At 67.0% G+C, this 14382-nt stretch carries 12 protein-coding genes; 4 read left to right on the top strand and 8 right to left on the bottom strand.

Annotated features, from left to right (window positions below; translation table 11 throughout):
- Positions 1 to 102: 102 nt before the first annotated feature.
- The gene (gene ggt, locus BLV60_RS05620) at positions 103 to 2145 is read left to right on the top strand and encodes a gamma-glutamyltransferase (protein ID WP_093051208.1); all 2043 of its coding nucleotides are present in this window, start codon (positions 103 to 105) and stop codon (positions 2143 to 2145) included.
- Between the two features lie 21 nt (positions 2146 to 2166).
- Here the strand turns inward: ggt and BLV60_RS05625 are convergent, their stop codons facing one another.
- Positions 2167 to 3609 carry a M20/M25/M40 family metallo-hydrolase gene (locus BLV60_RS05625; RefSeq protein WP_093051210.1) on the bottom strand — a complete coding sequence of 481 codons (1443 nt, stop codon included), beginning with the start codon at positions 3607 to 3609 and terminating at the stop codon, positions 2167 to 2169.
- Positions 3610 to 3695: 86 nt separating this feature from the next.
- Between BLV60_RS05625 and earP the strand changes: the two genes are divergently transcribed.
- The 3 genes from earP (at position 3696) to BLV60_RS05640 (ending at position 6495) form a co-directional block, all read left to right on the top strand.
- Complete coding sequence (gene earP, locus BLV60_RS05630) at positions 3696 to 4784, top strand: elongation factor P maturation arginine rhamnosyltransferase EarP (protein ID WP_176928715.1); 1089 nt, start codon at positions 3696 to 3698, stop codon at positions 4782 to 4784.
- Positions 4785 to 4955: 171 nt separating this feature from the next.
- Entirely contained in the window at positions 4956 to 5510 is a 555-nt protein-coding gene (efp, locus tag BLV60_RS05635) for an elongation factor P (protein ID WP_007830687.1), read from the top strand.
- Positions 5511 to 5631: 121 nt separating this feature from the next.
- Positions 5632 to 6495 carry an LOG family protein gene (locus tag BLV60_RS05640; RefSeq protein ID WP_093051216.1) on the top strand — a complete coding sequence of 288 codons (864 nt, stop codon included), beginning with the start codon at positions 5632 to 5634 and terminating at the stop codon, positions 6493 to 6495.
- A gap of 12 nt (positions 6496 to 6507) precedes the next feature.
- Here the strand turns inward: BLV60_RS05640 and BLV60_RS05645 are convergent, their stop codons facing one another.
- The 7 genes from BLV60_RS05645 to BLV60_RS05675 form a co-directional block, all read right to left on the bottom strand.
- Positions 6508 to 7173: a TetR/AcrR family transcriptional regulator gene (locus BLV60_RS05645; protein WP_093051219.1), complete on the bottom strand. Its 666-nt coding sequence runs from the start codon at positions 7171 to 7173 to the stop codon at positions 6508 to 6510.
- Positions 7174 to 7181: 8 nt separating this feature from the next.
- Positions 7182 to 7637, bottom strand: coding sequence for a hypothetical protein (locus BLV60_RS05650; RefSeq protein WP_093051851.1), 456 nt, complete (start codon positions 7635 to 7637; stop codon positions 7182 to 7184).
- An 83-nt stretch (positions 7638 to 7720) separates the two neighbouring features.
- The gene (locus BLV60_RS05655) at positions 7721 to 9250 is read right to left on the bottom strand and encodes an MFS transporter (protein ID WP_093051222.1); all 1530 of its coding nucleotides are present in this window, start codon (positions 9248 to 9250) and stop codon (positions 7721 to 7723) included.
- A gap of 112 nt (positions 9251 to 9362) precedes the next feature.
- Positions 9363 to 10526: an MFS transporter gene (locus tag BLV60_RS05660; protein WP_093051225.1), complete on the bottom strand. Its 1164-nt coding sequence runs from the start codon at positions 10524 to 10526 to the stop codon at positions 9363 to 9365.
- Positions 10523 to 11908, bottom strand: a complete 1386-nt coding sequence (gene rmuC, locus BLV60_RS05665) for a DNA recombination protein RmuC (protein ID WP_093051227.1) — start codon at positions 11906 to 11908, stop codon at positions 10523 to 10525. Before rmuC ends, BLV60_RS05660 begins: the two co-directional genes overlap by 4 nt.
- Before the next feature lie 20 nt (positions 11909 to 11928).
- Positions 11929 to 12909 (bottom strand): 2-hydroxyacid dehydrogenase, encoded by a 981-nt coding sequence (locus BLV60_RS05670; RefSeq protein ID WP_093051230.1) that lies wholly within the window; start codon positions 12907 to 12909, stop codon positions 11929 to 11931.
- Between the two features lie 25 nt (positions 12910 to 12934).
- Positions 12935 to 14353 carry a sodium:proton antiporter gene (locus BLV60_RS05675; protein WP_093051233.1) on the bottom strand — a complete coding sequence of 473 codons (1419 nt, stop codon included), beginning with the start codon at positions 14351 to 14353 and terminating at the stop codon, positions 12935 to 12937.
- Between the last annotated feature and the right edge of the window lie 29 nt (positions 14354 to 14382).

A 14382-nucleotide genomic window follows, 5' to 3' on the forward strand; every position in this document is an offset into this window, starting at 1 on the left:
CTGCGCGCAAACCCCGACGTTGCTGGAATGGAATGTGCTGAAGATGGCTACGGGCGCGAGGAGCGCCCGTGGTTTTTCAACATACCTACCCGGGAAATCCACATGAACAAAAACAACAGACGCGTCTGGTGGGCGCTCTCGCCCATCGCCCTCTCGCTGGGCCTGGCGGGCTGTGGTGGCGCCTCCAGAAACGACGCCCAAGACACGGCAACGATTCTTGCAACCATCGCCGCGATCAACGCGGCCAACCAGCCGCCCGCTCCCGACAACGGCTGCCTCACCTCGGCAGGCAATTCATCCGTGGTGGTCGGCTCGGGCGACGCAGGCGACCCGGCTGCACCCGAGGCGGCGTCGGGCTATGCGCCGGGCCACAAGCTGGTGTATGCCAAGACTTACATGGTGGTGGCCAACCATCCGCTCGCCACCCGCGCCGGCTGCGACGTGCTGAAGGCCGGCGGCAGCGCCGTCGATGCGGCAGTGGCCGTGCAGGCCGTGCTGGGCCTGGTCGAGCCGCAATCCAGCGGCCTGGGCGGCGGCGCCTTCATGCTCTATTACGACGCCGCGACCAAGAAAGTGCAGGCCTACGACGGCCGCGAAACCGCGCCTGCCGCCGCCAACGAGAACTACCTGCGCTACATCGACCCGACCGGTGCCGACACCACGCCGCCCCTGCCCGGCGGCGCGCGCGCCAGCGGCCGCTCCATCGGCACGCCCGGCGCAGTGCGCATGCTCGACCTCGCCTACCAGGACCACGGCAAGCTGCCGTGGAAAGACCTCTTCGGCTACGGCATCACGCTGGCCTCCGACGGCTTCCTGATCGGCGGACGCATGGCTGCTGCCATCTCGTCGTCGGCCACGAGCCTGAAGCGCGACGCCGAAGCCACGGCCTACTTCTTCAACGCCGACGGCACGCCGAAGGCGCTGGGCACGCGGCTGCAGAACCCGGCTTACGCGAAGACGCTGACCACCATCGCCACGCAGGGCGCCAACGCCTTCTACACGGGCGACGTCGCCAAGGGCATCGTCGACAAGATCGGCATCACCACCGCCGCGAACGACGGCTCGGCCATCACACCCGGCATGACCACGCTGACCGACCTGGCCAACTACAAGGCCAAGCGGCGCGACCCGGTCTGCGGCACCTACCGCGACTACTACGTGTGCAGCATGTCGCCGCCGTCCTCGGGCGGCATCGCGGTGGTGGCGAGCCTGGGCATTCTCGAGACCTTCAACATGGGCCTGTACAAGCCGACCGCCATCGACATCGAAGGCGGCAAGCCGACCGTGATGGGCGTGCACCTGGTGAGCGAGGCCGAGCGCCTGGCCTACGCCGACCGCGACAAGTACGTGGCCGACACCGACTTCGTGCCGCTGCCGGGCGGCTCGGTCGACACGATGATCAACAAGCCCTACCTGCAGAGCCGCGCCAGCCTCATCAGCCTGACGAAGAGCATGGGCGTCGCGCAGGCCGGCAACCTGGGCGCGGTGCCGCTGGGCATCGACAAGACCGAGGAGCACGGCACCACGCACTTCACCATCGTCGACAAGCAGGGCAACGTGGTCTCGATGACCACCACGGTGGAAAGCACGCTGGGCTCGTTCCACATGACGCAGGGCTTCATGCTGAACAACCAGCTCACCGACTTCTCGGCCAATCCGAACGACACGGTCGACCCAAGCATTAAGGTGGCCAACCGCGTCGCGCCGGGCAAGCGCCCGCGCAGCACGATGGCGCCGACGCTGGTGTTCAAGAAGCAGAGCGACGGAAGCATGGGCGAATTCGTCATGGGCACCGGCTCGCCCGGCGGCGGCACCATCATCCAGTTCGTCGTGAAGACGGTGGTCGGCGCGCTCGACTGGGGGCTCGACGCACAGCAGGCCACCTCACTGGTCGACTTCGGCGCCTCCAACAGCGCAACCACCAACGTCGGCGGTGAGCATCCGAACATCGACGCGACGAACTCGGGACTCAACGATCCGCTGGTCGCCGGCCTGATCGGGCTCGGTCACAAGGTGTCTGTATCGGCGCAGTCCAGCGGCGTGAGCACCGTCATCCGCACCAGCGTCGGTGGCAAGACGGTGCTGACCGGCGGCGCCGACCCGCGGCGCGAAGGCATCGTGCTGGGCGATACCTTCACGCCCTGAGGGTCTTGAAGGCGCCGCTTACTACTTCGCGAGTTCGCTGACCAGCCGATACAGGAACTCGCGGCCGTCGTACAGCCGCTGGATCTCGATGCGCTCGTCGAGCCCGTGCGCCCGCGCATCGGCCGGCTCCAGGAACATGCCGGTCACGCCGTACATCGGGATGCCCGCGTTGCGCATGAAGCGGCTGTCGGTGGCGCCGGTGCTCATGGCAGGCACCACGGGCACGCCCGGCCACATCTGCTGCGTGATCGACTCCACCGTCTTCACGAGGTCGCCGTTCAGCGGCGACGCCGGGCTGCGCAGCGGCTTGCCCAGGTTGCGCACCACGATCTTGTCGTTGCCGATGGCCTGGGTCAGCAGGCGCTCCACTTCCTCGGGGTCGTCGTGCGGCAGGATGCGGCAGTTGACCGTGGCCTTGGCCGATTGCGGCAGCGCGTTCTCCGCGTGGCCGGCCTGCACCATCGTCGCGACGCAGGTGGTGCGGAACTGTGCGCTGTAGGCCGGATTGGCCGACATGCGCTCGATGACCGCGGGATCGGGATTGCCGCTGCCCACCGCGCGCATGTCGTCGGCCAGCTGGCCGGTGGCGAACGGTGCGCTGCGCGCGAAGTAGGTCTTGGTGACGTCCGCAAGCTTCACCGGAAAGCTGAAGTTGCCCAGGCGCTCCAGGCCCGCCGCGAGCGCATAGATCGGGTTGTTCTTCGTCGGCACCGAGCTGTGGCCGCCCACGTCGCGCGCCTCCAGCATGTAGGTGGTGTACATCTTCTCGGCCACCTGCATGCGGTGCAGGTTCGGCTTGCCGCCGCGCAGCTCGCCGCCTCCACCTTCGTTGATGCCGAACTCCGCCTGCAGCAGCTCGGGCTTGTTGTTGATGAGCCAGAAGGCGCCGTTGCTGAGCGCATCGCCGCGCTCCTCGTCGGCGGTCAGCGCGAGGATGATGTCGCGCTTGGGCTTGAAGCCTTCCTGCTTCAGTTGCCCCACCACAGAGACCAGCGCCGCGGCCATGGCCTTGTCGTCGATGGCGCCGCGGGCGGTGAAATAGCCGCCGGTTTCCTGCAGCTTGAAGGGATCGGTCTTCCAGTCTTCGCGCCGGGCCTCGACCACGTCGATGTGGGCCAGCAACAGCAGCGGCTTCTTGCTGCCGTCGCCCTTGAAGCGCAGCACCAGGTTGCCCTTCTTCGGGAAGGGTTCGAAGATCTGGACGTCGCCGGGCGCGAAGCCCGCATCGACCAGGCGCTTTTCCATGGCGCGCGCTGCCACGGTGTTGTCGCCCACCGAATGGGTGGTGTTGATCTCGATCAGCTCTTTGTAGATGTCGTGAAAGCGCTGCTGCTGCGGCGTGAGCGCAGGAGCCGAAGTCTGGGCCGACGCACCGGCCATGCCGCACAAGGCCAGCGACAGGGCGAGCACGGTTCTCGCGGAACGAAAGGACAGGGGCGAGCGGCGACGGGTCTGCATCCTCATGGGTTCTCTCTCCGGTGGTGGTTGTGCCGTCAGCATAGCAAGCACGGCCAGCGGCCCAACTGCTGAAGACAGGCACACTCGCGGCCATGCAATCCAGGCAATGGGACATCTTCTGCAAGGTCATCGACAACCACGGCGACCTCGGCGTCTGCTGGAGGCTGGCCTGCCAACTGGCTGCGCTTGGCGAACGCGCGCGGCTGTGGGTCGACGACGCATCGGCGCTGCGCTGGATGGCGCCCGAGGCTCGCACCGGCCGTGACGGCGTGGAGGTGATCGACTGGCTCGATCCGGCCGCACTTCAGGCGGCCGTGGCGGGGCCGGCACCCGATGTGCTGATCGAAGCCTTCGGCTGCGAGCCGGCGCCGGAGCTGATCGCCCGCTTTGCCGAAGGACCGGGCCTTGCCTGGATCAACCTCGAATACCTGTCGGCCGAGCCCTATGTCGAGCGACTGCACGGGCTGCCCTCGCCGGTGTTCAAAGGCCCCGGCGCCGGGTTGACGAAGCGCTTCTTCTATCCAGGCTTCACCCCCGCCACTGGAGGACTGCTGCGGGAGCCCGGCTTGATGGAACGCCGGGCACATTTCGATCGCACGCAGTGGCTGGCTGCGCGGCAGATCCCGTGGCAAAACCATGAGCGGCTGGTGTCGCTCTTCTGCTACGAGCCGCCGGCGCTAGCTGCCCTGCTGACCCAACTGGCGGAAGGCCCAGAGCCCACGCGCCTGCTGGTGACGGCGGGCCGTGCCACGCAGGCAGTCCAGGCATGCTTTGCGGGCGCGCTATTGCCCCACGGGAGCGGCGCGCTATCAATTTCATACCTTCCCTACCTCGCGCAGCCCGATTTCGACCACCTGCTGTGGGCCTGCGACCTGAACTTCGTTCGCGGCGAAGATTCGCTGGTGCGCGCCCTCTGGGCCGGCGCGCCGCTGGTCTGGCAGATCTACCCGCAGGACGACGATGCCCACCACGTCAAGCTGAATGCCTGGCTGGACTGGCTCGGCGCCCCGCCCTCGCTGCGGCTTTTTCACCACGCCTGGAACGGCTTCGGCGACAGCGCCCTGCCCGCACTGGAAACGCAGGGCCCGTGGCGCGAAACGGCCCTGGATGCCCGCACGCGGCTGCTAGCGCAGGACGATCTGGTCACGCAACTGCGGAAACTGATCGCCCAAAAAAGCTAAAATAGTGGGCTTTGCGGATTTCGGCCCGGATCTCATCGATCCGAGATGCTCTCCGCTAAACCTGCCGCGGGACCTGTACCGCGGGGCCAGACATAGCGGCAAACGTCCAAATAATCGAGACGGTCGCCGATGGCCCCGTGCACCGAGCGGCCAACATCCAGAGACCCTGTTATGAAAATCGCTCAAGAAATCCGCGCCGGCAACGTCATCATGCACGGCAAGGACCCGATGGTTGTCCTCAAGACCGAATACAGCCGCGGCGGCCGCAACTCCGCCACCGTGCGCATGAAGATGAAGAGCCTGATCGCCAACTTCAACACCGAAGTGGTCTTCAAGGCCGACGACAAGATCGACCAGATCGTGCTCGAGAAGAAGGATTGCACCTACTCCTACTTCGCCGACCCGATGTACGTCTGCATGGACGCCGACTACAACCAGTACGAAGTCGAAGCCGAAAACATGGGCGACGCCCTGAACTACCTCGAAGACGGCATGGCTGTCGAAGTGGTGTTCTACGACGGCAAGGCCATCTCGGTCGAACTGCCGACCAGCGTCGAGCGCGAAATCACCTGGACCGAACCCGCCGTCAAGGGCGATACCTCTGGCAAGGTGCTCAAGCCCGCCAAGATCGCCACCGGCTTCGAAGTGCCGGTTCCCCTCTTCGTCTCGCAAGGCGACAAGATCGAAATCGACACGCGCACCGGCGAATACCGCAAGCGCGTCTGAGTCTCGGCTTCACCGCTGACCATCACCCTCGAAAAAGGCTCCGAAAGGAGCCTTTTTTGTTTGGTGGGCATGGTGGTTGCAACGCTGCACAATCTCCAAGGTACTTCTGTCTGGTTTCCCCATGAACAACACGCACAACATTCACGACAAACGCCTGGCCGATGCCTGGGCCACGCTCCGGTCCCATGCCGACCAGGGCCTGCCGCTCGACCCCGATCCCTCGCGCATCGCCTTCGCCGACCCCGAGTTCCTGCTGCGCCGCGAGACGCGCGGCATCCGCATGCAGCTCGAGCTGATGAAGCCCGACATCGAGCAGCGCGCCCATGGCATCGAGAACACCGTGGTGGTGTTCGGCAGCGCCCGCTTTCGCAGCGAGGAAGACGCCGCCGCCATGATCGCCCAGGCCGATGCCAGCGGTGACGCAGCAGCGTCCGAGCGCTGGCGCCGGCTCGCGCGCAACTCGCACTACTACGAGAAGGCGCGCGCCTTCGGCAAGCTGGTCGCCCAGTACAGCAACGACAAGGAACCGCAGGACAAGCTCTTCGTCTGCACCGGCGGTGGCCCCGGGATCATGCAGGCGGCCAACCGCGGCGCGCACGAGGGCGGCGGCCTCTCCGTCGGCCTGGCCATCGCGCTGCCGATGGAAGAAGAAGCCAACCCGTACGTCACGCCGGCGCTGAGCTTCAAGTTCCACTATTTCGCCATCCGCAAGATGCATTTCATGATGCGTGCGAAGGCGCTGGTGGCGTTCCCGGGCGGCTTCGGCACGCTCGACGAGCTCTTCGAGGTGATCACGCTGGTGCAGACGAAGAAGTCGAAGCCGGTGCCGATCGTGCTGTTCGGCTCGGACTACTGGAAGCGGCTGATCGACTTCGACTTCCTGGTCGAAGAGGGCGTGATCTCGCCGGGCGACGTGAAGCTCTTCGAGTACGTCGACGCGCCGGAAGACGCGTGGAGCGCAATCAAGCGCTTCTACAAGCTCTGAGTTGCGTCTGATTCAGTCGGCGCTGTCATCCTCGGCCGGATGCAGCGCCTGCTCGAGGAATCTCGTGAGCGTGCGCGCGCGGCGCTTGCGCTCCGCCTCGCCGGTCTGCCCCACCGCCACCGCGTCGTCGGCCACGCCGTGCAGCGCATTGAAGAGGATCACGGCCGTGAGGGTCGCGTCCTCCACGTCCCAGAAGCCGGCGGCATCGCCCTGCTTCAGCAGCCCGACCAGTTGCGTGATGACCGCGTTGTCGTTGCGCATGCGGCGGTCTTCGGGCCGGTACTCGTGGAACACCACGTCGTGCAAGGCGACGTTGTCCAGATAGGTTTCGAGCCCCGTTTCGACCCAGGCCTTCAGGCGCTCGTGGTAGTTGTCGGGCCGATGGCGGTCCATGGCCTCCTGCAGCCGCGCGCAGAAGGTGTCGACAAAGCGCTGCTGCAATGCGCCGAGCATCGCCTCCTTCGACGGGAAGTACAGATAGAAGGTGCCTTTGGCCACCTGCGCGCCGGCCGCGATGTCGTCGATGCTGGTGGTGGAGATGCCCTTCGCGATGAAGAGGCGCTCGGCGGCGTCCATCAACGCGGCGGCGCGCGTTTCGGGTGCCTTGGTGCGGCGGCGTGGCGCGGCCTCTCCCTCGGGAGATGCGGGAATCGTGACGGTGTCGCTGCTCTTGACCATCGGCTGCCTCAGGAAACGGCTGCCGCCAGGCGGGCCGAGCGGATCGCCGCACGCACGGCCGCCAGATCGAAAGGCAGGCCGCGCGGCGCCATTACGCGCTCGCCGAGCCACACCAGTGCGTCGTCGGCGTCGGCAAAGATGCTGGCGGGCACGCCGAAGAGTTTCTCGACATTCATCTTGCGCATTTTCTCGTACTGGTCGGCGGGCACCACGCTCGCCATGCCCATCATATGGCTGCGGATGTCGGCACCGCGCTCCTGCAACCATTGCCTGGCGCTCTGCGCGCTGCCTTCGGGGTGGGCCAGCGCATCGGCGTCGGCGAACACGCGCAGCGAGGCGAAGGGTTCGCCGCGGTCGAGCCAGCGGTTCCAGTCCTCGGTGAAGGCCTGCATGCCTTCGAGTGTCTGAAGCCCGGCCGAGACGCTGATGACGAGGGGCCATTGGCTGAGTTCGTGATGGGTCATGAAAAGCTCCTTGGAAAAAATCGAACGAAGACGCGCACGAAAGCGCACCGGCACGTATGCGGCGGGCATGGCTGGACGAAGCCTCAGGCGCGCGCGGGCAAGGCGGCGGCGCGGGGCCGCACGCTCACGAGCAGTCCCGCCGCCAGCAGGCCGGCGATGCCGGCGCAAGCCACGGCGGCGTGGAAGCCACCGGCCAGTGCGCTGGCCAGGAGGCTGTGCGCGGTGGACGCATCGAGCGAGACCAGCGCGCCCAGGTCATGCCGGCCCACCGCCGCGGCGGCTGCCTGCCGCGCGTTGGCCATGCCCGCTTGCCCGAGCGCATCGGCAAGCAGCGAGGTGGCGCGCGTGCTCATCAGCGTGCCGAGCAGCGCGATGCCGATCAGCATGCCGGCCTGGCGCAGCGCGTTCATCGTGGCCGAGGCCATGCCCGAACGCTGTGCCGGCACCGACGCCATCACGGCCGTGCTCGTGGCCGGCACGGCAAGGCCGGTGCCCGCGCCGAGGAACACGAACAGCAGCGCCAGCAACGCATAGGACGTGTCGGTGGAGAACAGCGTCAGCAGCAGCATCGCGCCGCCGATGAGCCCGTAGCCCGCCACCATCAGCGTGTGCACGTCGAAACGTTTCGCGAGACGGCCGAACTGCGAGGCCACGACGCCGGTTGCAACGAACTGCGGCACCAGCCGCCAGCCAGTGTCACTGGGCGACCAGCCCTGCACCTGCTGCAGGAACAGCGAGAAGAAGAACAGGCTGGCGTACGCCGAGAACCCGAGCACGAACGACGCGAAATTGGTGACCGAGAAGCGCGCATCGCGGAACAACCCGAGCGGCAGCAATGGCCGCGCCACGCGCGCCTCCACCATCAGGAACAGCGCGAGCCCGGTGGCGGCCGCCGCCAGTGCGCTCGAGGCCTGCACCGAACTCCAGCCATGCTCGCCCGCCGCGATCAGCCCGTAGGTCAGCGCGCCCAGCCACAGCACGCTGAGCACCTGGCCGACCGGGTCGAGCGCGGCATGCTCGGGATGCGAGCTTTCCTTGATGCCCCAGAGCCCCAGCCCCACCGTCAGCAGCCCGATCGGAATGTTGATGAGGAAGATGCTCTGCCAGCCCGCATGGTCCACTAGCAGCCCGCCGAGCAGCGGCCCGAGGACCAGCGACAGCGCCGAGAACGACGACCAGCCGCCGATCACCCGCGCCCGCGCGACCGGCTCCGGAAACGCATGCGCCAGCAGCGACAGCGCGCCTGGAATCATCAGCGCGCCGGCCACGCCCTGCACCGCCCTGCCCGCCAGCAGGATCGGCAGGCTGCCGGCCATCGCGCACATTGCCGAGCCGATGGTGAACACGGCCACGCCGGCCAGCCAGGCGCGCTTGCGGCCGTAGCGGTCGCCCAGCGGCCCCGCCGACAGCATGAAGGCCGAGAGGCACAGCGCGTAGATGTCGATCACCCACTGCAACCCGGCGAGGTCGGTGGAAAGCGCCCGCTGCAGCGTGGGCAGCGCGACGTTGGCGATGCTCACGTCGAGCGTGGCGATGAAGCTGCCGAGGTACACCGCGGCAACCAGCGCGAGACGGCGGCGCGGGTCGGCCGCAGCCTGAATGGGGGAGTCCATGGACGCCTTCAAGGTCGTTGAAGAAGGCGTCGATACTGACTTCAGGTCAGTAAATTGTCAACCAGATGAGAATTAATCGCATTTGGAACGTGGATTTGGCGCCCTCGCCCCATCAGACCTTGAGACCCCAGGTCGCGCGCGCGCCAATCGCCACCACGCCCCCAACCACCCAGAACACGCCACCGATGCCGATCAGCGCGCCGAGCGAGCCGAACAACATCGGCATTGCCACGCTCGACGCATTGATGGTCATGAGCCGCAGGCCCAGCGCCTCGCCATGGCGGGTGTGCGGCGTGATCTGGTGGAGCATGCTCATCACCATCGGCTGCACCGCACCCAACGCAAACCCGAGCACCACCGAGCAGATGCCCATGGTCCAGGCCGAGTCCAGCAGCGGATAGATCGCGAACACCATCGCCGTAACCGCCGTCGAGCTCAGGATCACGCTGCGCTCCGATGCCCGCGACGCAATCACCGGCAGCACCACTCGGATGACAGCCGCCGCGATGGCGAAGGCGCCCAGGATCGAGCCGATCACCGAAGCGCTGATGCCCCGGTCGTGCCCCAGCACCGGCAGCACGAAGGCGTGTACGTCCCAGCTCGACGACTGCAGCCAGTTCACGAACAGCAGGCGGCGGAACATCGGCTCGCGCAGCAGGTCCCAGGCGCGCGTCGGCTTGGCGCCCGCCACCGGGGCGGTGGGCGGCGGCTCGTGCGCGCCGCGCGCGAGCATCCAGCAGAGGATGGGCAGCGCCGCCATCACGGCGAAGCAGATGCGGAACGCGAGCATGTCCGCAGGCGCACGGCCCGCATGGTCGATCAGCATGCCGGCCAGGAACGGCCCCACGAAATTGGCCACGGCCGGCGCGATGGCGAGCCAGCTGAAAACGCGCTTGAGCTGCGTCGGGTCGTTGGCCGAGCGCCCCACATGCCGCTGCAGCGCGATGACCGTCGCTCCCGTGGCGCCGCCGGTCAGCAGGGCCGCGACGCACATCACCGGAAAGATCGGGAAGATCACCACCAGCCCCGCGCCGACAACCGCCGCGATGACCGACAGCCACAGCGGCCGCTTGAAGCCGTATCGATCGGCAAAGCGCCCTGCCGGCAAGGCGAGAAAAACCTGGGTCAGCGCGAACAGCGAGATCAGCACGCCGACCGCCAGCGCGCTGTAGCCCTGTTGAAGTGCCAGCAGCGGCGTGGCGAGCCGCATGCCGGCCATGGTGGCGTGCAGGCACACCTGGGCGCCGATGACACGCAACAGTTCGGAGCCTTTCACGGGGTGTCTTCGCCCTCGCTGTCGGATCCGGCCTCAGTGCCAGCCGTGGGCGGCAGCAGCGCCTGGGCCTGCGCCTCGGGCAGCGCCTCGACCTTGCGCAGCGCCAGGCGCATCTGCCGGGCGCGCGTGTCGGCCTTGTCGAGCGTGTCCGAGGCCTTGGCCACCTGCTCCTTGATGCGCGCGACCCATTCGCCATAGCGCTCGAACTCGGTCTTCACCGCGCCGAGCACCTTCCAGACCTCGGACGCCTGCCGCTCCAGCGCCAGGGTGCGAAAGCCCATGTGCAGGCTGTTGAGCATCGCGAGCAAGGTGGTCGGGCCGGCCAGCGTCACGCGATGCTGGCGCTGCACCGCATCCATCAGGCCGGGCCGGCGCAGCACCTCGGCATAGAGGCTTTCGACGGGCAGGAAGAGGATGGCGAAGTCGGTGGTGTGCGGGGCCGCGAGGTAGTTGTCGGCAATCGACTTGGCCTCGGTGCGGATGCGCGCTTCGAGCGCCTTGGCAGCCAGCTCGGCGCCCCCGGCATCGGCTCGTTCGTGCGCATCGATGAGCCGCTCGTAGTCGTCGCGCGGGAACTTGGCGTCGATGGGCAGCCACACCGGCGCGCCGTCATCGCCGCGGCCCGGAAAGCGGATCGCGAAATCGACGCGCTGCCCGCTGCGCGGCTTGGTCTCTATCTGCTTGGCGTACTGGTCGGGCGTGAGCACCTGTTCGAGCAGCGCTTCGAGCTGCACCTCGCCGAAGATGCCGCGCGTCTTCACGTTGGTCAGCACGCGCTGCAGGCTGCCGACGCCCACGGCCAGCGTCTGCATTTCGCCAAGGCCCTTGTGCACCTGCTCGAGCCGGTCGGCCACCTGCTTGAAGCTTTCGCCGAGGCGCGCTTCGAGCGTGCTCTGCAGCTTCTCGTCGACGGTCTTGCGCATCTCGTCGAGCTTGGCGGCGTTGGTCTGCTGCAGCTGCGCGAGCTGCGTTTCCATCGTCTCGCGCACTTCCGACAGGCGCCGTGCGTTCGATTCGGTCAGGCCCTGCAACTGCGTATTGAGCGTGTCGGCCAGCGTCTTCTGCAGTGACGCGAGCTGCAGCGAGAAGGCATCGAGCTGCGCGTTCTGCGTGCGCGTGGCTTCGGCGCCCTGCTGCACCAGCGCCTGCTGGAAAGTGGCGAAGGCCTGCGCGGTTTCCTGCCGCGCACCACGCGAGCTTTCGCCGATGTCGTTGCGCAGCTCGCGCTCGGTGCGTTCGTTGGCCGAGCCCAGCGCGGCCATCACGCGCAGCAGGTCGCTGTGGTCGGCCGGGGCCTGCTGGCGGGCCAGCAGCCAGATCACCAGCACGAGCTGGATGACCGCGAGTACGGCCAGTGCAATAAGAACCGGTGAAGTGTCCAAGGTTGCGGTATCGCCTCTGCCTATTTGCCAGGCACTGGCGTCACGGGCGTCAGCGGCCCCTTGCCGCCGAAGTACGCGATGAGGTTGTCCGCCGCGAGGTCGGCCATGGCGCGGCGCGTGGGCACGGTGGCGCTGGCGATGTGCGGCGTCAGCACCACGTTGGGCACGGTCAGCAGGTCGGGGTGGACCTTGGGCTCACCCTCGAACACGTCGAGGCCGGCGGCGGCAATTCGCTTTTCGCGCAGGGCCACGGCCAGGGCCGCGTCGTCGACGATGCCGCCGCGCGCGATGTTGACGAGCGTGGCGGTCGGCTTCATCAGCGCGATCTCGGCCGCACCGATGGTGTGATGCGAGGCCGGCGAGTAAGGCACCACCAGCACCACGTGGTCGGCCGTCTTGAGCAGCTCTTCCTTGCTCACGTAGCTGGCCTTGCATTCGGCTTCGAGCGCCGCGTCGAGCTTCGAGCGGTTGTGATAGATCACCTTCATGCCGAAGCCGTGCGCGCCGCGCTTGGCAATGCCCTGCCCGATGCGGCCCATGCCGATGATGCCCAGCGTCGAGCCGTGGATGTCGGAGCCCGCGAACATGTCGAAGCTCCACTTCTGCCACTTGCCCGCGCGCAGGAAGTGTTCGCTCTCGGTGATGCGGCGTGCCGTGGCCATCAGCAGCGCAAAGCCGAAGTCGGCGGTGGTCTCGGTCAGCACATCGGGCGCGTTGGTGCCGAGCACGCCGTGCGCGGTCATGGCATCGACGTCGAAATTGTTGTAGCCCACAGCCATGTTGGCGCAGATCTTCAGGTCGGGGCAGGCGTCGAGCACGGCGGCGTCGATGCGCTCGCTGCCGGTGGTGAAGGCGCCCTGCTTGCCCTGCAGTTTGGCAATCAGCTGTTCCTTGCTCCAGCTCTCGTCCGACTGGTTCGACTCGACCTCGAAATTCTGCGACAGGCGTTCGATGGTCTCGGGAAAGATCGCGCGCGCGACCAGGATCTTGGGCTTGCTCATGATGTTGTCTCTCTGCGAAGGAAGGTCAGCGGAAGAAGATGAAGGTGCAAATGACGAACAGCGGAACCAGGATGGCCACCGACCACGCCATGTAGCCGAAGAAGCTCGGCATGCGCACCCCGCGGCTCTCGGCGATGGCCTTGACCATCAGGTTGGGCGCGTTGCCGATGTAGGTGTTGGCGCCCATGAACACTGCGCCAGCCGAAATGGCAGCCAGCGTGGAGGCGTAGGTGGTCATCAGCGCCGCCGGGTCTCCGCCCGCGGTGTTGAAGAACACGAGGTAGGTCGGTGCGTTGTCGAGGAAGGAGCTCAGCACGCCGGTGGCCCAGAAGTACATCGCCGGATCGGGCTGGCCGTCGGCGCGCGTCACGGCCGAGACGATGGCGCCGAACGGGCCCTGCGTGCCGGCCTTGAGCATCGCGATCACCGGGATGATGGTCAGGAAGATGCCTGCGAACAGCTTGGCCACTTCGGCCATGGGCTCCCACTCGAACTGGTTGTCGGCGTGCACCTTGGGCGCGGTGAGTTTGTACGAGACCACCGCGATCAGCGCCAGCCCCACGTCGCGCACCAGCCCCGGCAGGCCGACCTCGGTGCCGAACACGTCGAAGGCCACGGGCGATTTCCAGAAGCCGCTGAGCAGCACCAGCGCGACCACGCCGCCCAGGAGCCAGAAGTTGGCAGCGCCGTCGAAGCCGATGCCGGGCGTGTCGGGGGTCGGATCGACCGGCATCACGCCTTCCTTGCGGTAGTAGTGGCGGTCGATGGCATAGAACAGCGCCAGCAGCACGCCGAGGATGAACAAGGTTTCAGGCAGGATGTTCTGCGCGGTCCAGAAGAAGCCCACGCCCTTCAGGAAACCCAGGAACAGCGGCGGATCGCCTAGCGGCGTGAGCGCACCGCCCGCGTTCGACACGATGAAGATGAAGAACACGATCACATGCACCTTGTGCACGCGGTTGTCGTTGGCGCGGATCAGCGGCCGTATCAGCAGCATCGATGCGCCCGTGGTGCCCATGAAGCTCGCAAGCACCGCGCCGATGGCGAGGATCGCCGTGTTGAGGCCGGGTGCGCCATGCAGGTTGCCGCGAATGTGGATGCCGCCCGCCACGGTGAAGAGCGCCGTCAGCAGGATGATGAACGGGATGTACTCGGCCACCAGCGCATGCACGAGTTGAACGCCGGCAAGCTGTACGCCGAAGGCCGCGGCAAAGGGCAGCAGGAATGCCAGCGCCCAGGCGGCAGAGATCTTGCCGTAGTGGTGGTGCCAGAACGCAGGCGCGAGCAGCGGAAACAGCGCGATCGACAACAGGATGCCGGCAAACGGCACGCCCCACAGCGGCGAGAGGCTGCCGCCGTCGAAGTCGGCGGCCGAAGCCAGGGCGGGAAGAAAAAGCAGCGGCAGCGACACCGCGGCCGCCTTCAGTCGAATCGTTTTTTGCATGGGGGGCTGTACCGTACCAGACAGGTCAG

It is taken from the genome of Variovorax sp. YR634 (genome assembly GCF_900106655.1).
Taxonomy (GTDB): domain Bacteria; phylum Pseudomonadota; class Gammaproteobacteria; order Burkholderiales; family Burkholderiaceae_C; genus Variovorax.